Source organism: Micromonospora sp. NPDC007208 (assembly GCF_042869175.1).
In the GTDB taxonomy this organism is placed as follows: domain Bacteria; phylum Actinomycetota; class Actinomycetes; order Mycobacteriales; family Micromonosporaceae; genus Micromonospora; species Micromonospora foliorum.
The window spans coordinates 127,221-145,243 of record NZ_JBIAFG010000004.1 but is presented as its reverse complement, the minus strand read 5'-3'; the positions used below and the strand labels follow the sequence as shown (position 1 = coordinate 145,243).

Below are 18,023 nucleotides of genomic sequence, written 5' to 3'. Positions count from 1 at the left end.
CGACGACGTGCCCCACCACCGCGGCCGGAGCGACAGGTGCCCGGCCCGGATGGTTACGACTTGACGAACGGCATGTTATCGCTCACAGTCGATGGTTGAGGGCGGCCGCACCTGTGGTTCACCGGGCGAACCTGCTGTGGCCCCTCGGAGCGCGACGTCCGCCCAGGGCATGCCGGACGTCGGGCCAGGACTTCCCCCGCACTGCTGCCGCGACGGCGACCGGCGCTGCCGTCTCCCATGTCGCAGGAGCAGATTCGGGCGTGCGCCTCCATCGCTGCACCACCACAGAGAAGGAATCCGCATGAATCACAGAAGAGCCCTGCGAGCGGCGGTGACCATCGCAGTTACCGGCGTTCTCGCCGCCGGGATGACGATGGCGCTGACCTCCACGGCCAGCGCCGGCACGACCCTCCGGGCCTCGGCGGCCGAGAAGGGCCGCTACTTCGGCGCGGCTGTCGCGACGGGCAAGCTGTCCACCAGCGCGTACACGACGATTCTGAACCGTGAGTTCAACAGTGTCGTGGCCGAGAACGAGATGAAGTGGGACGCCACCGAGCCGCAGCAGGGTCGGTTCAGCTACACCGGTGGTGATCGTCTGGTCAGTCACGCGCAGGCCAATGGCATGAGCGTGCGGGGGCACGCGCTGCTGTGGTACCAGCAGCAGCCGGGCTGGGCGCAGGGCATGTCCGGTAGCGCGTTGCGTAACGCGGCGATCAACCACGTCACCCAGGTCGCGACGCACTTCCGCGGCAAGATCTATGCCTGGGACGTGGTGAACGAGGCGTTCGCGGACGGCAACTCCGGGGCTCGTCGTGACTCGAACCTGCAGCGCACCGGGAATGACTGGATCGAGGCGGCGTTCCGGGCGGCGCGGGCGGCGGACCCGGGTGCGAAGTTGTGTTACAACGACTACAACACCGACGGGATCAACGCGAAGTCGACGGGCATCTACAACATGGTGCGGGACTTCAAGTCCCGTGGTGTGCCGATCGACTGTGTGGGTTTCCAGTCGCACCTGGGCACCTCGTTGGCTGGCGACTACCAGGCCAACCTGCAGCGGTTCGCCGATCTCGGTGTGGATGTGCAGATCACCGAGCTGGACGTGATGACCGGTGGTAACCAGGCGAACATCTTCGGCGCCGTCACCCGCGCGTGCATGGACGTCTCGCGCTGCACCGGCATCACCACCTGGGGTGTGCGCGACTGCGACTCGTGGCGTGGGTCCGACAACGCCCTGCTGTTCGACTGCAACGGCAACAAGAAGGCCGCGTACACCGCCGTTCTGAACGCCCTCAACGCCGGCCCGGCCATTCCCACCACGCCGCCGCCCACGGACCCGCCGCCGACGACCCCTCCGCCCACGGACCCGCCGCCCACCACCCCGCCGCCGGGAACGCCGGACGGCTGCTCGGCGTCGGTGTCACTGAACTCGTGGAACGGTGGGTTCGTGGCCACCGTGAAGGTGACCGCCGGCTCCGCCGGAACGAACGGGTGGAACGTCGGCGTGACGCTCGCGAGTGGTGCCAGTGTCACCAACACCTGGAGCGCGACGGCCAGTGGCTCCACCGGCACGGTGCGGTTCGCCAACGTGGACTACAACGGCCGACTCGGCGCGGGCCAGGTCACCGAGTTCGGGTTCCAGGGCACGGGCAGTGGGGCCGGCATCACGCCCACCTGCACCGCTTCCTGACAACGACTGACTGACCGCACACGTCGGCCGGTGTGGGGGACCGATCCTGGTCCTCCACACCGGCCGACATCGTGTCGCGACGGACGATCGATCAGGAGTACGGCAGCCGCAGCACCGACTGGTTGCCGATGCCCACCGTGGTCGGGTTGTTGCCGATCGCCGACCAGACCTCCACCCGGACCGTGCCGTTGCTCAGCGCGCCCAACGTGCCGGTGGCCGAGGACAGGCCGGCGCTCTGGGTGTAGTGCTCGTAGCCGGCTACCGGGTCGGTGGCGAAGTAGCGCCCCGTCTCCACCCGGTCCCAACTGCCGTTGCCGGTGAGGTCGTAGGAGATCCGCACCTGCACACCGTTGCCGACCGCCGTCCCGGCGTCCACGAACAGGTCGAACGCGGTCTGCCCGCCGGCGTAGGCGAGGTTGAGGCCGGTCGCCGTGAAGACCTGGGCGTTGGTGGGCGTACCGTCGTGGTTTCCGTTCGCCGCCGCGACCGTCGTCGTGGCCGCGCTACCGGCGGCGCCCAACCCGCCCCCGGGCAGCAGGTACCGCGTCGGGGTGCCCGGGTTCGTCGGCGGGTCGGTCGTCGGTGGGGGGTCCGTCGGCGTCGTCGGGGGGACACCGCCGGCCGCGTTGCCGCCACTCCAGGTGTACGCCCCGGTGGAGGCCGTCTTGCCGGCGCCCACGGCGAGCGTGGTGCCGTTGGAGAACGTCACAGTGATCGGCGTCGCCGTCGGGTTCGACGCCACGTAGGTGCGCGCCCCGTTGCGCGAGAACACCGCCGACAGTGGGTGGTTTCCGGTCACCGTCGTGTCGACATTGCCCAGGGCGGCGAGGTTGCGGATCCAGTGGAAGGTGTGTGCCCGGCTCTCGCCCTCCTCGGGGGTGTAGCCGGGGTTCGCGCGGAGGTTCGCCAGCGCCGCGTCGGGATCGCCGAGGGCCTGGAACTGCCAGAGGATGTCCTGCCACACGGTCGGTTGCCCGCCGTTGTTGCGGACGAGTTCGGCGTAGTTGGTCCGCACGTACGCCGGGTTGTTGCCCAGGTAGAGGTGCCCACCGGTGACCGGCAGCAGGTTGATGCCCTGGATCATCTCCGGCTCGCCACTGAACCAGGTGGCGTATGCGCCGCCGTCGCCCCAGACCATGCCGACCGTCGAGTGCCCGAAGGCGGCGGGGAAGTTCTGGTCGCTGACGTCGAACCAGTACTCCTGGATGGCCGCGGCCTGCGTGGTGTAGAGGAAGACACCCGCGTCGCGGACGGCGGTGTCGCCGGTCGTCTGCCCCCACTGGATCAGGGCGCTCGCGAAGTTCATCCCCTCGGACGAGGACTCCTGGTTGTTGCCCGAGCCGAAGGAACCGTGCCCGGACGCCCAGTCGTGCCCGGCGTAGATGTCGAAGTCCCGCAGGTACGGGAAGCGGGTGTCGTCGCGACGGTAGTTGTTGGCGTCGCGGATCAGCAGGTCGACCATCCCGCCGTAGCGGCTGGTGGCCGCCCAGGCCGGGTCGAACTTCGCCAGGGTCGCGGCGGCGGCGATGTAGTAGCCGTAGTGGAAGTGGTGGTCGTTGAGCTCCTGGTCGGACCCGTACGACGCCGGGTAGCCGATCAGGGTGCCCCAGTTGTTGTCGTAGTAGAAGACCCGGCTGGTCTTGCCGCTGGACGCGGTGAACCAGTCGGTGAGCGTGCTGCGAATCGCGTTCAGCGCGCTGTCGCGCGTCGTGGTGTCGTTGACCTGGTCGGCGATCTCGGCGATCCGCGCGGCCCGGCCGAGCCCCTTGCCGGTCCAGTAGGTGTCGTTGCCGCGTTGGTCCATCGGGTTGGCGCGGGTGGCGGCCAGGTGCCCGGTGAGCGTCGCCAGGTCGCCACCGCTGCCGTCGCCGACGGCCGGCAACTCCGGCAGGATGCCCTGGAACTTCATGGCGGTGCGGAACTGGTTGACGCCGGTGAGCACCTTCATCCGGCCGCGCGCCGACGGGTAGGTCGGCGTGATCGCGGTGGAGCCGCTCAGCGACTTCCACTGGTGCGGGTAGAGGCTGACCACGGTCTGCGTGGCGGTGCCCTCCCGGGCCGTGGTGGTGAACGCGTACGTGGTGGTGAGGCCGCTGGTCGCGGGGTTGTAGGCGTACGAGACCTGGGTGCCTGTCACGTGGGCGTGCGCGTACTGGCCGTAGGTCGCGGCCAGTGCGGCGCGCTCCGTCGCGCTCGACGTCGGCGGAAGCAGGGCGACCGAGAAGTAGCCGCGACCGGCCAGGGTGGACGAGATCCGCCCGGACGCCACGGTCCAGCTGGCGCCGCTGGGCGCGAACCCGACGTAGTCGTGGCCGTTGACCCGGAAGCCGATGGTGGCACCACTGTTGGACCACACGTCGGGGGTGCCGGCGGTGCTGATCTGCGCGTTCCCACCGGTGGTCTGGAAGTACGCGAAGGGCAGCCCGTGGCCGATGGTCGCGCGCATGGTGCGCGTGCCGTCACTCCAGTGCGGGCTGACTGTCCAGTCCGTCCACCCGTCGACCCTGACCTGCGGGGCGGCGAGGCCGGCCACACCGACCCGGATGTCCTGCACGTACGGGTAGTGGAACTCGCCGACCCCGGTGGCGGTGCCGCTGATGGCGGGGGTGGAGTTGGCGGAGAAGCCGAGCCCGTCACCGAAGGTGTCGTACGAGATCGGGTGGGCGTGCAGCGGCTCACTGAAGGAGCAGTCGGTGCGCTTCCACAGCAGCGAGGACCACCAGTCGTTGGTGGGAATCGGCCCGGCGGGCGCGTTGGCGGTGGCGAACTGCCGGGGGTTGCTGGACATGGCGCCGCAGCCGCTGGGGAGCGGGCCGACCGGGGTGGTGGTGTAACTGCCCGCGCCGACGGGTGCGGCTTCGGCCGCACGGGTGACGGGGATCGCGAGGCCGCCGACGACCAGGGCCAGCGCGGTGGCGGCGGCCAGGGCCCATCGGCGGTGGGGGACGGGAGGTTTCATCGTGCCTCCATCGCGCGCGCCGGGTGCGGCCCTTGCCGGGTCCAGCGCTTTGCGTCTGAATTGGGGGGAAGGTCAGGTGAGAGAGCGCTCTCTCGGCAACGGTAATGGAGTACCGAGATCCCCGTCAATGTGTCCAACCCGTTGCGTGCTGATGTCGCTATTTGCCGACGCCCGCACGGTCGCCCGGCAGTCCGCCCGCATGGTCGCTCAACAGCGCGTCCGGCACGCGCATCCGCCACGCGTCGGTCACCAGCTCGGTCAGCCGGTCCAGGTCCACCGCCGCCAGGCGCAACAGCACCAGAGGCAGGCCGTGGTAGCCGGGCGTGGTGAAGAAGACCTCGGGCTCCCCGAGCAGGAGAGCCTGCTTCTCGGCCTCGTCGCCGACGAACAACACCGCGATGTCGAGCCGGATCACCCGGGGCTTGCCCGGTATCCGCTCCGGGTAGGACCAGACGAAGCCCTTGTCGGCCACCCGGAAGTCGAAGCCGTCACTGGGAATCTCCACCGTGTGCGGCAGGGCCAGCGCCACCCGGCGTACGTCGTCCGCGTCAGCCACCGAACCTCCTCGCACCGCGCACCATCCGCATGCGCCGAGATTACGCGGTGGACAGCTCGACGGCCGTGGCGCTGACGATGGCCCGCTCGCCGCTCTCCTGAACGTAGCCCACCACGCTGGCGCTCCGCGGATCGAGGCCGGGCGGTGTCGCCAGCTCCACCTGCCCCCGCTCGGCGTCCAGGCCCACCGACCTGAAGGCGCGTACGACGTTGTCCTGCCGTAGCGTCCGTCCGGCGTTCTCGCCCCGGGCGATCTCGCTGGTCAAATCCCGTTCCACGACCGCCACGTGCAACACCGCGCGCTCCGGCGGCCGTTCGGTCCGGTAGTCCATCATCACCCGGTCGTTGCCGAGGTTGGCGATGGAGAGCGCCAGTGGTGTGGTGGCGGTCGCGGCCATGGCGGACATGATCGCGGCGGCCGCCCGGCGGCGATCGGAGCCGACGAACTCGACGGTGCCGTTGACGACCATCTGCGGGGTGTACAGACCACGGGTACCGAGCGCGCGGGCGTACGCCTCCTGCCGCGCGGTGTACGCCGCGTCCGCGAACTGGTCCGGCCACCCCAGGTCGTCCCAGTAGTCGACGTGGAACCCGAGGGCGAAGACGTTCTGTCCCCGTTCCCGTGCGTCGCGTTCGATCTCGCTCAGCAACTCCTCCGCGGGAGGGCAACTATTGCAGCCCTGGGACGTGAACATCTCGACGACGGCGAAGCCGCCGTCCGTCGATGAATTCGTCATGGTGGCGGGTCTCCTCCCACGGTATGCCCGGCGGCCCTGCTTCCCGGTGTCCGGCGGCGTTGCGTTTCCCGTTTCGGCCGAGACAATGCGCGTGGGATGGCGTCCCCTGCCGGCCTCGCGGGAAGCGCCGCCGGGCTGGGTGGTTGGATGGTCGGGTGCAGTACACCGTGACAGACGCGCCGGCGCGGGAGCGTTTCGAGGCGCGCGACGAGGCGGGCGCGGTCGTGGGGTTCGTCACCTACCAGCTGACCGGCTCGATCATCGCCTACACCCACACCGAGGTCGACCCGGCGTACGAGGGCAAAGGCGTCGGGTCGACGCTGGCGCGGGCCGTGCTGGACGACGCGCGGAGCAAGGGCCGGACCGTCGTGCCGATCTGCCCGTTCATCGCCGACTGGCTGGTCAAGCACCCGGAGTACGAGAGCATCGTGGTCCGGTCCACCCGCAAGATCAAATAAGCCCGCGGCCCCCGGTCGAGCGGTGTCAGGCGTCCGGTAGCAGCGTGGCGGCGAGACTGCGGGCCGTCGCGGTCAGGGTGTCGATGTCCAGCCCGGTCCGCCCCATGAACACCAGCCCCTGCTGCGCGGCGAGCAGCGCGCGCGCCGTCTCGACCGGGTCGACGTCGCGCGGCAGGTCACCCTCGTTCTGGGCCCGCTCGACGCACTCGGCGACCAGGGTGGTCGTCGCCTCGTAGGTGCGCCGGGCCTCGGCGAGCACGTCGGGGTCGGTGGTGGCCAGCTCGTACGTGCTGTTGGCCATCAGGCAACCGCGCCGGGCGGCGGCTCCGCCCGGGTCGTCCACCGGCGCCATGACGAACGCGCGCAGCGCGTCCAGGGCGCGGGGAGTGGACGCGAGCATCTCGCGCAGGTAGCCGCCGCTGGTGTCGGTGTATTCCCGCAGTGCCCGCAGGAACAGCCGGTGTTTGTCGCCGAAGGCGCCGTAGAGGCTGCCCTTGCCCAGCCCGCTGACGCGCACAAGGTCCTCCAGCGAGGTCGCCGCGTAGCCGGCGTCCCAGAACTGGTCCCGGACGGCGCGGATCACCTGTTCCTCGTCGAACTGCCGTGGCCTGGCCATGTGACCAGCGTAGCAATTATTGACCGTTCGGTCCACCAAACGTATGGTGGACCGATCAATGGTGTCCAGCCTCGCGATCCAACGGGTCAGCGACCCCGCCGAGACAGCCGCGGCCATCGCGTTCCTGGCCAGCACCGCGGCCTCGTACATCACCGGCGCCGTGCTTGACTCCAACGGCGGATACACCGCCTGAGCCCGCTCTTTCGCAGCCCCGTCGGGAGACCACAACGATGACAGCCGCCACCTTCCGTGCCCTGCACCACGACCGTGCCGCCGGTGACCCGCTCGTCCTGCCGGGCCCCTGGGACGCGGCCAGCGCCCGGGTGCTGGCCGACGCCGGTTACCCGGCGCTCGCCACCCCGAGCGCGGGTGTCGCCGCCTCACTAGGCTACGAGGACGGCGCGACCCCGCCGGACGAGATGTTCGCGGCGGTCGCGCGCATCGTCCGCGCGGTGTCCGTACCCGTGTCCGCGGACGTCGAGGGCGGCTACGGCCTCGCCCCCCGCGAACTGGTCGGGCGGCTGTTGGAGGCCGGCGCCGTCGGCTGCAACCTGGAGGACTCGGAGGGGCACGCCACCCTCAAGGACCCGCGGCGGCACGCCGACTGGCTGGCCGAGGTACGCGCGGAGGCCGGCGACGCGCTCTTCATCAACGCCCGCGTCGACACGTTCCTGGTCGGGACGGGTGACCCGGCCGACGCGGTGGAACGGGCCCGCCTCTACGTGGCGGCCGGCGCGGACTGCGTCTACCCGATCCTGGCGCCGCCGCAGGTGCTCCCGCAGCTGCGCGAGGGCATCTCCGGGCCGATCAACATGGCCGCCGGACCGGACCGGGAGTCCGTGGCCGAGCTGGGCCGGCAGGGCGCCACGCGCATCACCTTCGGCCCGGGAATGCAGCGGTACGCGATCGCGGCGATCGGCGACCTCGCGGCCGAGCTGCGGGCCTGAGGGCTGGGTCCCACCCGCGCGCTACCGCCCCGCCCGGCCAGCCAGGCGAGCCGTTGGGCGGGGCCGCTTCTGTCTCCAAGATCGCGCAACATCGTGGATGTAGTGGCATCCGGCGCGCCCGACACCACTACATCCAGGATCGAGCACGATCTTGGAGGAGGCCCGTCGGGTGAGTGCGTTTACGGTCGAGCCCCCGGCGCGCCGTCGCGTTGACGGCTGCCGGGGGCTCGAAAACAGACGGTCAGGCCGGGTTGCCGTCCGGCAGCACGGCGGCCATCTCGTCACCGGCGCCAGCGAGCACGCGCGCCTGCTGCGGCCAGCTGGCCAGCCCAGGTGCGGCGCGCAGGCCGGCGGCCCGGATCAGGTCGCGCAGCGCCGGCTCGTCCAACTCGCCGAGCTGGCCGTACGTGCGCACGCCCGCGTCCTGCAACGCGGCCGCCATCTTCGGCCCGATTCCCTGAATCCGGCGGAAGTCGTCGGCCGGGCCCGTCGGGTCGGCGTCGATGCTGCTGATCGTCGCGTCGGCGGCCGACCGGACCGGAGGGGTCGCGGTGCTGACCGGCCGGACCGGAGGCGTGGCCACCGCCGACCGCTCGGCCTCCGCAGCGTCGACTGCGGACTCAGCCTGTGCCGGCTCAGCGTTCACCGAGTCGGCCTGTGCCGGCGTCGGGTCGACCGCCGTGGCCTTGGTCTCCGCATCGTCGGAGGCCGGCGCGTCGTCGACCGGCGTCGTGTCGGCGGGGGTGGCCGCGACCGGCGCATCGTCGATCGGCGCGGTGTCGGCCGGGGTGGTGGCTACCGGCGCGTCGTCGACCGGAGTGCTTTCCGTCGGCGTCGTGTCGAGCCCCGCCGTGTCGGCGGGCGGGAGGTCGTCCGCGGGCTGGCGGGGAGCGACCACGGCCGCCGGGGTGGGCTGCTCGTCGACCGTGACCGGCTCGGGGGCCGATTCCTGCCGCAGCTCATCAGCGTCGGACTGCTCGGTCGCCGGCACCGGCGGCGGGTTTTCGGTCAGCGCCATCTCCGCCGGGTCGACGGTGCTCGGGGCGTCCGCCGGCACGGGCACCGGCGTGGGACCGTCCGGTCCGGTCACCGCGGCTGGCGCGCTGACCGTGTCGACCGGCACCGGCTCGTCGGCGACCGCGGTGGGCGCCGGGTCGACGGCGGCCACAGGACGGGCCTCGTCGGTGGTGGCAGCCGGCGTGGGCGATTCGATGACGGCCAGGCCGGCGACGGGGTCACCATCCACTATCGAATTGCCCTGTACGCCCCGCCGACCGCGCAGCAGCCACCCGGCGGCCAGGCCCAGCAACAGTGCCAGTACCACTATCAGCGAGTGTCCGAAAGACCACGCCACGGCGAACCTCCCTCTCAGCTCGTTGGAAAAGTCACGAGAAAAACTCGCCGCAGCTTCGCACACGCGTATTGCCGACGAGAGAGAGGATCGGCCGACAGCGTCGCGGGAGGGTCGACCACCTCAGCCGGTGCCTGCCGGGTGACACAGCGTCGCCCAATCCCACCAGAACCCGACCCGTCGAGACGAGGACCGGAAGGACCGGGAGCCGGCAAGGCCGGGCATGGAACGGGCCATGGCGGGACCGGCCGGGCATGAGCACGCCGCACATGACGAGACCCGGGCCCGGCGCGGGACGCCGAGCCCGGGTCGGGCGATGCGGGGGTCAGTCCCGGTCGCCCTCGTAGGTGTGGAAGTCGTCGACGAAACGGCGACGGAGCCGTGGCACCCGGCTGGTCACTCCGAAGTAGCCGCGCGCGCCGAGCAGCGCGAGCCGACCCACCACCGGGCGGTACATCCGGTCGTCGCCGTTGGTGCCGCTGCGATTCAACGATTCGGCGACCCGCGCGAAGCCGTACGGCGCCATCACGGCCTCGTAGTCGGCGACCGCCTGGAGCAGGGTCTTGTCACCGGCGGTGGCGCGGCTGAGCTGTACGCAGAGCAGGCGGGCGTCGCGTAGCGCGGTGTTCGCGCCCACGCCGCGGCCCGGGGTCATGGTGTGGATGGCGTCGCCGAGCATGGTGACGGTGCTGCTCTTCCAGGGCGGCACCGGCTCGGACGTGGACACTTTGATCGGTAGGGCGCTGGCCGGGTCCGCGTGGGCCAGCAGTTCGCGTAGGTGTGGGTGCCAGTTCGAGGTGAGGTCCAGGGCGACCTGCACCAAATCCTCGCCGCGGCGTTGCATGACGTCGGCCGGGAACCGGTTGGCCGCACTCCAGATGATCAGGTTGATGTTGTCGGTGGTGGTGTCGTGGGCCAGGCCGGGCCAGTCTCGGAGCCGGGCGGCCTCGGCCTCGCTGACGCCGGGTTTGATCGCGCGGTCGGCGTCCCACTTGAACTCCATGACGTGCAGCACGCCCATCATCCCGCCGACGCCGAAGATGAGCGAGATGCCCTGCTGGACCCGCTCCGGAATGAGACCGCGGGTGTGCGGGGTCAACGGGATCCGGGTGGCGATGTTGATCGTCCCGGCGTCGCGGATGACGGCGTGCGGCAGGTACTGGCGGCGTACGGCGGAGTGGGTGCCGTCGGCCGCCACCAGCAGGTCGCCGGTGGCGCTGCTGCCGTCGGCGAAGTGCGCGGTGACCGTGCCGTCGTCGCGCTGCTCGTACCGGGTGAAGGTCTTGTCGAAGTGCACCACGTCCTCCAGGCCGGTCAGCAGCACCTGGCGCAGCACCATCCGGGCCACCGAGTGTTCGGTACGCACCGGGTCGGCGCTCGGCCGCAGCGCGAACGACGCGGTCTGGCGGAGCCCCTGGGTGACGACGTTGAAGTAGTGCGGCGGTCGGGCGCAGGTGGCCAGGAAGGTGGCGAACAGTTCCGGGGGCAGACACTCCCGTAGCGCCCGGCTACCGGTGGGGCCGATGCCGACCCGGTAGCCGAGCAGCCCCTCGGCGCGGTCGCGGTGTCGTTCGTAGACGGCGACGCTGATGCCGGCGCGGCGCAGACCGTGCGCCAGGCACAGCCCGCCCGTGCCCGCGCCGATGATCAGGACGTGCGGCGGCGCGGCGGACATGTCAGCCGGCCGGGTGTGCGGCGGGTGTCTCGGTGCTGGCCGGGCGCGCTCCAGGCACCTCGGTGCTGGCGGTGCGCGCGGCGACCGCGTCGGTGTTGGCGGGCGCGTCGGTGGCGTCCCACCGGTAGAAGCAGCCGGCGATCGCGTCCCGGGGGGAGCGCCAGGTCGGCAGGTACGGCGACGTGTGCGCGGAGAGCCGCTCGTTGACCTGCTGGAAGAGCGGGTGGTTGCGGGCCGCCGCGAGCGCGTCCGGGTCGATGTCGTCCGAGGTCTCCAGCACGTGTACGCACAGGTCGTGCAGGCAGTACAGGGACCGGTGCGTGACGCCGGTCAGGCCGGGGAGTTCGGTGGCGTCGGATTCGGCGAAGATCTGCGCGACCCGTCCCTCCGCTCCCGGGATGATCCGGCTGACGATCAGTAGACGACTCATGGGACCCCTTCCGCCGGTGGCCTTCCCGACCCTCGGGGGGATCGGTGCCACGTGCTCTGAGCGCCCACCGTGCCGCAGCGCCTGTCACGTCACCGTCACGTACGCCGAACGGCCGGTGACGGGCGGCGCCGTCACGTACGCCGGACGGCCGGTGACGGGCGGCGCCGTCACGCTCGCCGGACGGCCGGTGACGGGCGGTCGGTGATGGCGTCGCGGCTGGCCTGGCGGATCGGGGCGAGGGTGTCGTCGAGCAGGGCGCTCATCGCGGGGCTCGGCTCCAGCCGCAGCTCCCGGCGCAGAAGGTCCCGGTAGACGTAGAAGGCGTGCACGGCCTCGAAGGCGTTGCCCTCGGCCAGGTGGATGCGGACCACCAGGCGGTGTGGCGTCTCCCGTAACGGCTCGGCGGCCATCGCCTCCAGCGCGGCTTCGAGGGCCTCACCGTGCCGTCCCGCCGCCAGGTGGTGCCCCGCCACCTGTTCCAGCATGTGCAGGCGGAGCTGGCGCAGGCGCTCCCGGTCCAGCAGCACCCAGTCGTCGTACCAGCCGGGGAGGAGGTCGTGCCGCCCGGCGGCGAGCGCCCCGGCCGCGGTGCGGGGGTCGTCGCCGTCGCGGACCCGGGCCGCGGTGCCGACCAGGTCGTCCACGTCGAGCCGGACCGCCGGGTCGAGGCGTACGGTGTCGCTGGCCACGGTCATCGGGCAGCACGGGTCCTGTCGGAGCCGCCACAGGGCGGTACGCAGGGAGGACAGCGCCCGTTCCTCCGACGCGTCGGGCCAGAGCAGCCCGGCGAGTTGGCTGCGGGTGGCGCCGGGGCGGAGCCCGATCAGGGCGATCACCCGTTGCAGCCCGCGCGGCACCACGACCGGCACCGCCCCGCGGAGGAGTCGGAAGCCGCCGAGCAGGTGGAGTGAGACGCCCTCCTCGGGCGGGTCTCCGGCGGTCGGCACGGACGGATCAGCGGCCACGGCGGCACCCCCTGCGGAACGCTCGTCCCGACTGTCTGCTGTGTCCCGGATCGGTTGCCCGCGACGCCACTGTCGACCCCGCCGATCGTGGCGCGGTCAGGCGCGGCCCCACCCGCCGAGGCCGCCGGGCTGACCAAGCTGAAGATTATCAATAATGGTCACGTTGAGTCAACGGCACGTGGACCTTCTATTAGCGACAGTCAACCCGAGATCGGTTCTGAACTGCACAAACGATGGCGTGCGGCGTACACCGGACGCATAGCTGATACACAGGTTGCGTCAACGCAGCGTCACCACCATCTGTCGTTGGTCGGCCCGGCCCGGTGACGCCGCCGTGACGAGGATCGGCGCATCGTGTCGGCAGTCGTCCAGCGCGTCCGGGGGCCACCCGTCGCCGGCCGGACGCTGTGGGGGGAGGCCCAGTATGGACCGATCGCTGATCGTCGCGAAGGTGGATCCGACCGCCGAGGAGCGGGTCGCCGAGATCTTCGCCGAGTCGGACGCGACGGAGCTGCCGCGCCTGGTCGGCGTCCGGCACCGCTCGCTGTACCGACTGCACGACCTCTATGTGCACCTGCTCGAGACCGCGGAGCCGGCGGAGGGCGCGGTGGAGGCCGCCCGTGGCCACCCCGAGTTCATCCGGGTCAGCGACCGCCTGCGTCCGTACGTGTCGCCGTACCTGTCGACCTGGCGCTCGCCGCGCGACGCCATGGCGCGGTGCTTCTACCGGTTCGACGCCCCGGGCGCCGGGCGGCGGTCGTGACGGCCACCGCGCCGCGCGAGGAGCAGCTCTGGTCCCGCTGCGCCGGCTGCGCCAGCCTGCTCTACCGCAAACGTCTGCGCCGCAACCTCGACGTCTGCCCCGAGTGCGGGGAGCACGCCCGACTCGGCGCGCCGGAACGCCTGCGCCAACTGGTCGACTCGGGCTCGCTGCGCCTGCTGCCCGACCGGCTGCCGGAGGCGGACCCGCTCGACTTCGTCGACGTGCTGCCGTACCCGCACCGGCTCAGCGGCGCGCGGGCCAGCACCGGTCTGGCCGAGGGGGTCGTCTGCGCCACGGCCACCATCGGCGGGCACCCGGTGGCCTTGGCGGTGATGGACTTCCGCTTCCTCGGCGGCAGCCTGGGCTGCGCGGTGGGTGAGCTGATCACCCGGGCGGCCGAACGGGCGTTGGACGACAGAACCCCGCTCGTCCTGGTCACCGCCTCCGGCGGGGCGCGGATGCAGGAGGGCGCGTTGTCGTTGATGCAGATGGCCACCGTCAGCCAGGCCATCGCGGCGCTGCGCGAGGCGGGGTTGCTCACCGTGAGCGTCCTGACCGACCCGACCTACGGCGGGGTGGCCGCCTCGTTCGCCACCAACACCGACCTGGTGCTCGCCGAGAGCGGCGCGCGGATGGGCTTCGCCGGCCCCCGGGTGATCCGCCAGATCACCGGCCGGGCCCTGCCGGAGGGCTTCCAGACCGCCGACTTCCTGCTCCGACACGGGCAGGTCGACATGGTGGTGCAACGCCGGTCACTGCGCGCACGGCTGGTGGCGCTGCTCGCCGTGACCCGCGCCGGCCGTCCGGCGCGTCCGCCCGTACCCCGGCAGGAGCCGGCGCCGCACCGCGAGCGCCTGGCCGACGACGGCGCGGCCCTGGCTCTTCCGGCGGACCCGCCCGCCACCGCGGGTGACACCCCGGCGGTACGCGACGCGTGGGACACCGTCCGGATGGCCCGGCACCCCGGTCGACCGACCACACTGGACTATCTGGACTCGGTCTTCGACGGGTTCGTGGAGCTGCACGGCGATCGGCTCGGCGCGGACTGCCCGGCCATCGTGGGCGGGGTGGCGCGGCTGGCCGGCCGACACGTGATGGTCATCGGCCACCAGAAGGGGCACACCACCGCCGAGTTGGTCGCCCGCAACTTCGGCATGGCCAGCCCGGCCGGGCACCGCAAGGCGCTGCGGCTCATGCGACTCGCGGCCCGGCTCGGCCTGCCCGTGGTCACCCTCGTGGACACCCCCGGCGCCGACCCCGGGGTGAGCGCCGAGGAGCAGGGCCAGGCCGCGGCCATCGCCGAGAACATCCTCACCCTCACCGTGCTGCCCACCCCCGTGCTCGCGGTGATCACCGGGGAGGGCGGCAGCGGCGGCGCGTTGGCGCTGGCGGTGGCCGACCGGGTGCTGATGCTGGAGAACGCCGTCTACTCGGTGATCAGCCCCGAGGGGTGTGCGGCGATCCTCTGGCCGGACCGGTCCGCGGCGCCGCAGGCCGCCCGCGCGTTGCGACTGACCGCGCCCGATCTGTGCCGGCTCGGAGTGGTCGACGAGGTCGTGCCGGAGCCGTCGAGTGCCGCGCACGACGACCCGGCGGAGACCGCCCACCGGTTGCGCGCCGCCCTGCTGACCAACCTCCTGCCGCTGCTGGACGTGCCGCCCGCCATGCTGGTCCGCCTGCGCCGGCAACGCTTCCGACGGTTCGGCGCGAACCGCGCCAGCGCTCGGGCGGGCCTGCGATGACCGCCGGCGACGGGGCGCTGTCGACAGTCGACGCGTCCGACGAGGTGGGGGTGGACGGCGAGGAGGCACTGGCCGGGCTGCGCCGGCAGGCGCAGCACCTGATCGCCGAGCTGGCCGGGCCGGTGCGCCGGATCCGGCTGCGTAGCGGGCCCGCGGTGCTGGAGGTCGAGTGGCACCCCGAGGACGTCACCCGTCCGGAGCTACCCGCGGTACCGGCCCAGGCGGTGCCGGCGCCCGGCTCCCCGCCTGCGGTGCTCCGCCCACCGGTGCCCGGGCGGCCCGCGGTGCGGGCACCGATCGTCGGCACCTTCTACCGGGCGCCGGAGCCCGGCGCGCGGCCGTTCGTCGCGGTGGGCGACCTGGTCCGCCCGGGCCAGCCGGTCGCCATCGTCGAGGCGATGAAGCTGATGAACGAGGTGACCGCCGACCGGGCCGGCCGGGTGGCCGCGATCCTCGTCGAGGACGGACAGCCGGTCGAGTACGACCAGCCGCTCGTCGAACTGGACCCGGCGTGACGGCGCGGGGTGGTTGACCATGTTCGAGACCGTGCTGATCGCCAACCGGGGCGAGATCGCGCTGCGGGTGCTGCGCGCCTGCAAGGAGCTCGGCGTCCGAACGGCGGTGGTCTACTCCGCCGCCGACGCCGACTCGGCGGCGGTCCGCCTCGCCGACCAGGCCGTTCGGATCGGGCCGGCATCCAGTCGGCGCAGCTACCTGAACGCCGCCGCCATCGTGGAGGCGGCCCGGCAGGTGGGCGCGCAGGCCGTGCACCCCGGCTACGGCTTCCTCTCCGAGGACGCCGACTTCGCCGAGATCTGCGCCGACAACGGGCTGACGTTCATCGGCCCGCCACCGGCGGTGATGGCCGCGCTGGCCGACAAGTCCTCGGCGCGGGCACTGATGAGCCGTGCCGGCCTGCCGCTGTCGCCGGGCAGTGTCGCGCCGGTGCCGACCGCCGCAGCGGCGGCCGAGGTGGCCGAGGCCGTCGGCTACCCGGTGATCGTGAAGGCCGCCGCCGGGGGCGGGGGCCGGGGGATGACGGTGGTGCACACCCCGGGCGAGCTGCGGCGGGCGTACGCGCGGACCCGGGCCGCCGCGCAGGCCGCCTTCGGCGACGACCGGGTGTACGTCGAGCGCTACCTCACCGAGGCGCGGCACGTCGAGGTGCAGGTGCTCTGCGACGCCCACGGGAACGGGGTGCACCTGGGCACCCGGGACTGCTCGGTGCAGCGCCGGCACCAGAAACTGGTGGAGGAGGCGCCCGCCCCGTCGCTGCCCGCCGCCGTGCTCGACACGATCGCCGAGACCGCCCTGCGGGGCGCGCTCGAGGTCGGTTTCGTCGGTGCCGGCACGCTGGAGTTCCTGGTCGACGCGGAGGAGAAGTTCCACTTCCTGGAGATCAACTGCCGGATCCAGGTGGAGCATCCGGTCACCGAGATGGTCACCGGGATCGACCTGGTGCACGAGCAACTGCACATCGCCGCCGGGGTGCCGCTGCGCTGGCGGCAGGAGGAGATCCGCCTGCACGGCGTCGCCGTGGAGTGCCGGGTCAACACCGAGGACCCCGATCGTGACTTCGCCCCCACCCCCGGCCGGTTGGAGCGGTTCACCCCACCCGGCGGCCCGTTCACCCGCGTGGACACCCACGCCAGCGCCGGTTACCTGGTCGGCCCCTGGTACGACTCGCTGCTGGCCAAGGTGATCGTCTGGGCGCCCGACCGGGAGTTGGCCCTCAACCGGCTGGAACGTGCCCTGGACGAGTTCGACATCGCCGGGCCGGGCGTGCACACCACCATCCCGTTCGTCCGGCGGGTGCTCGACGACGCCGGATTCCGCAAGGGCCGCTACACCACCGGCCTGGTCGACCGTCTGCTCGCCGCGCCCGCGCGGAAGCCGACGGCCACCCCCGCACCGCGCACCGCGCCCGCCGCAGATCCCGACGCAACCCACAGGAGGACCCGATGACCGTCACCCATGGTCGCCCGATCACCGCCGAGATCACCGACATCCTGGTGGCGCACTGCGGGCTGGACGCCGACGCCGCGGCCCGGGCGCCCGCCGCGTCGCTGGAGGAGCTGGGCATGGACTCGCTCGCCCTGCTGGAACTGTCGGCGGTCGTCGCCGACCGCTGGCAGGTGGCCATCCCCGAGCAGGCCGGGCAGCTGAGCATCCCGGCGGTGGCCGACCTGGTCGCCCGCCGCGCCGACCCGCCCGGGCACACCGAGAACAGCGTGGTCATCGAGGCGCCGCTGGGGCTGGTCTGGGAGGTCACCAACGACGTGGCGAACTGGACCGAGCTGTTCACCGAGTACGCCGTGGTGGAGATCCTGCACCGCGAGGGGCACACGGTGCGGTTCCGACTCACCATGTACCCCGACGAGAACGGGGTGTCCTGGAGCTGGGTCAGTGAGCGCACCGCCGACCCGGTGAGCAGGCAGGTCCGGGCGCACCGGGTGGAGACCGGGCCGTTCGAGTACATGCGCATCCACTGGCGCTACACGGAGGAGGCCGGTGGCACCCGGATGACGTGGACGCAGGACTTCGCGATGAAGCCGACCGCGCCGGTCGACAACGCCGCGATGACCGAGCGGATCAACACCAACAGCGTGATCCAACTAGCGGTGATCAAGGACCGGTTGGAACGGATCGCGTGGCAACGCGCCGACCAGGGCGGCCCGGCCGCTGGTGACGCGCCGACGGAGGCCGACGATGAGTGACCTGAGCACCCGCCCGATCGCAGCCCGGGACGTACCCGCCGACCGCCGTCGCGGCGGTGAACTGCGGGTGCTGCTCGGCCCGCGCACCGTCGGTAGCACCTCGGGCTTCCTCGGGGTGGCCACACTCGCGCCGGGGGAGCGGATCGCCGAGCACTACCACCCGTACAGCGAGGAGTTCCTGTACCTGGTGCGGGGCGCGATCACCGTCGACCTGGACGACCAGCCGACGCTGCTGGCCGCCGGCGAGGGACTGTTCGTACCGGTGAACGTGCGGCACCGACTGCGCAACACCGGCGTCGAACCGGCCGAGGTGGTGTTCCACCTGGGCCCGCTCGCCCCCCGGCCCGAGTTGGGGCACGTCGACACCGAGTTGGTCGAACAGCGAGGCGGATCATGAGCGCGAGGAGTGAGCCGGGTT

17 protein-coding genes and 1 pseudogene are annotated in these 18,023 nt (G+C 72.1%); 10 read left to right on the top strand and 8 right to left on the bottom strand.

Annotation, left to right across the window (positions count from 1 at the left end; translation table 11 throughout):
- Positions 1–301: 301 nt before the first annotated feature.
- Complete coding sequence (locus ACFYL6_RS09825) at positions 302–1,690, top strand: endo-1,4-beta-xylanase (protein WP_387169751.1); 1,389 nt, start codon at positions 302–304, stop codon at positions 1,688–1,690.
- Positions 1,691–1,781: 91 nt separating this feature from the next.
- Here the strand turns inward: ACFYL6_RS09825 and ACFYL6_RS09820 are convergent, their stop codons facing one another.
- The 3 genes from ACFYL6_RS09820 to ACFYL6_RS09810 form a co-directional block, all read right to left on the bottom strand.
- Complete coding sequence (locus ACFYL6_RS09820; protein WP_387169749.1) at positions 1,782–4,649, bottom strand: glycosyl hydrolase; 2,868 nt, start codon at positions 4,647–4,649, stop codon at positions 1,782–1,784.
- Between the two features lie 157 nt (positions 4,650–4,806).
- On the bottom strand, positions 4,807–5,205 hold the full coding sequence (locus ACFYL6_RS09815; RefSeq protein WP_387169747.1) for an MmcQ/YjbR family DNA-binding protein: 399 nt from the start codon (positions 5,203–5,205) through the stop codon (positions 4,807–4,809).
- Between the two features lie 40 nt (positions 5,206–5,245).
- Positions 5,246–5,941, bottom strand: coding sequence for a DUF1223 domain-containing protein (locus tag ACFYL6_RS09810; RefSeq protein WP_387169745.1), 696 nt, complete (start codon positions 5,939–5,941; stop codon positions 5,246–5,248).
- A gap of 155 nt (positions 5,942–6,096) precedes the next feature.
- On the opposite strand from ACFYL6_RS09810, the gene ACFYL6_RS09805 reads away from it, so the two are divergent.
- A complete protein-coding gene (locus ACFYL6_RS09805; RefSeq protein ID WP_387169743.1) occupies positions 6,097–6,399 on the top strand; it encodes a GNAT family N-acetyltransferase in 303 nt (100 codons plus the stop codon).
- A gap of 25 nt (positions 6,400–6,424) precedes the next feature.
- On the opposite strand, the gene ACFYL6_RS09800 is transcribed toward ACFYL6_RS09805, so the two are convergent.
- Complete coding sequence (locus tag ACFYL6_RS09800) at positions 6,425–7,015, bottom strand: TetR/AcrR family transcriptional regulator (protein WP_387169741.1); 591 nt, start codon at positions 7,013–7,015, stop codon at positions 6,425–6,427.
- A gap of 43 nt (positions 7,016–7,058) precedes the next feature.
- On the opposite strand from ACFYL6_RS09800, the gene ACFYL6_RS09795 reads away from it, so the two are divergent.
- Together ACFYL6_RS09795 and ACFYL6_RS09790 are read left to right on the top strand one after the other, a co-directional pair.
- On the top strand, positions 7,059–7,208 hold the full coding sequence (locus tag ACFYL6_RS09795) for an SDR family oxidoreductase (protein WP_387169739.1): 150 nt from the start codon (positions 7,059–7,061) through the stop codon (positions 7,206–7,208).
- Positions 7,209–7,245: 37 nt separating this feature from the next.
- Positions 7,246–7,962 carry an isocitrate lyase/phosphoenolpyruvate mutase family protein gene (locus ACFYL6_RS09790; protein WP_387169737.1) on the top strand — a complete coding sequence of 239 codons (717 nt, stop codon included), beginning with the start codon at positions 7,246–7,248 and terminating at the stop codon, positions 7,960–7,962.
- A gap of 241 nt (positions 7,963–8,203) precedes the next feature.
- Here the strand turns inward: ACFYL6_RS09790 and ACFYL6_RS09785 are convergent, their stop codons facing one another.
- From ACFYL6_RS09785 to ACFYL6_RS09770, 4 genes and pseudogenes are all read right to left on the bottom strand, one after another.
- The gene (locus ACFYL6_RS09785; RefSeq protein WP_387169735.1) at positions 8,204–9,286 is read right to left on the bottom strand and encodes a hypothetical protein; all 1,083 of its coding nucleotides are present in this window, start codon (positions 9,284–9,286) and stop codon (positions 8,204–8,206) included.
- Positions 9,287–9,638: 352 nt separating this feature from the next.
- Entirely contained in the window at positions 9,639–10,988 is a 1,350-nt protein-coding gene (locus tag ACFYL6_RS09780; RefSeq protein ID WP_387169733.1) for an FAD-dependent oxidoreductase, read from the bottom strand.
- 97 nt (positions 10,989–11,085) lie between these two features.
- A pseudogene (locus ACFYL6_RS09775) lies at positions 11,086–11,418 on the bottom strand (TcmI family type II polyketide cyclase); the annotation flags it as partial.
- A 167-nt stretch (positions 11,419–11,585) separates the two neighbouring features.
- On the bottom strand, positions 11,586–12,383 hold the full coding sequence (locus ACFYL6_RS09770; protein WP_387169731.1) for a BTAD domain-containing putative transcriptional regulator: 798 nt from the start codon (positions 12,381–12,383) through the stop codon (positions 11,586–11,588).
- Between the two features lie 424 nt (positions 12,384–12,807).
- Here ACFYL6_RS09770 and ACFYL6_RS09765 point away from each other — a divergent pair, with 424 nt between their 5' ends.
- From ACFYL6_RS09765 to ACFYL6_RS09740, 6 genes are read left to right on the top strand one after another with little or no spacing between them, the layout of a single operon-like run.
- Positions 12,808–13,146 (top strand): TcmI family type II polyketide cyclase, encoded by a 339-nt coding sequence (locus ACFYL6_RS09765; RefSeq protein WP_387169729.1) that lies wholly within the window; start codon positions 12,808–12,810, stop codon positions 13,144–13,146.
- Positions 13,143–14,888: an acetyl-CoA carboxylase carboxyltransferase subunit alpha gene (locus ACFYL6_RS09760; protein ID WP_387169727.1), complete on the top strand. Its 1,746-nt coding sequence runs from the start codon at positions 13,143–13,145 to the stop codon at positions 14,886–14,888. Before ACFYL6_RS09765 ends, ACFYL6_RS09760 begins: the two co-directional genes overlap by 4 nt.
- A complete protein-coding gene (locus ACFYL6_RS09755; protein ID WP_387169725.1) occupies positions 14,885–15,403 on the top strand; it encodes an acetyl-CoA carboxylase biotin carboxyl carrier protein in 519 nt (172 codons plus the stop codon). The genes ACFYL6_RS09760 and ACFYL6_RS09755 overlap by 4 nt, the downstream gene beginning before the upstream one ends.
- A gap of 19 nt (positions 15,404–15,422) precedes the next feature.
- Entirely contained in the window at positions 15,423–16,853 is a 1,431-nt protein-coding gene (locus ACFYL6_RS09750; RefSeq protein ID WP_387169723.1) for an acetyl/propionyl/methylcrotonyl-CoA carboxylase subunit alpha, read from the top strand.
- Positions 16,850–17,605: an SRPBCC family protein gene (locus ACFYL6_RS09745; protein ID WP_387169721.1), complete on the top strand. Its 756-nt coding sequence runs from the start codon at positions 16,850–16,852 to the stop codon at positions 17,603–17,605. The genes ACFYL6_RS09750 and ACFYL6_RS09745 overlap by 4 nt, the downstream gene beginning before the upstream one ends.
- Positions 17,598–18,002, top strand: a complete 405-nt coding sequence (locus tag ACFYL6_RS09740) for a cupin domain-containing protein (RefSeq protein WP_030332975.1) — start codon at positions 17,598–17,600, stop codon at positions 18,000–18,002. The genes ACFYL6_RS09745 and ACFYL6_RS09740 overlap by 8 nt, the downstream gene beginning before the upstream one ends.
- Positions 18,003–18,023 lie beyond the last annotated feature (21 nt).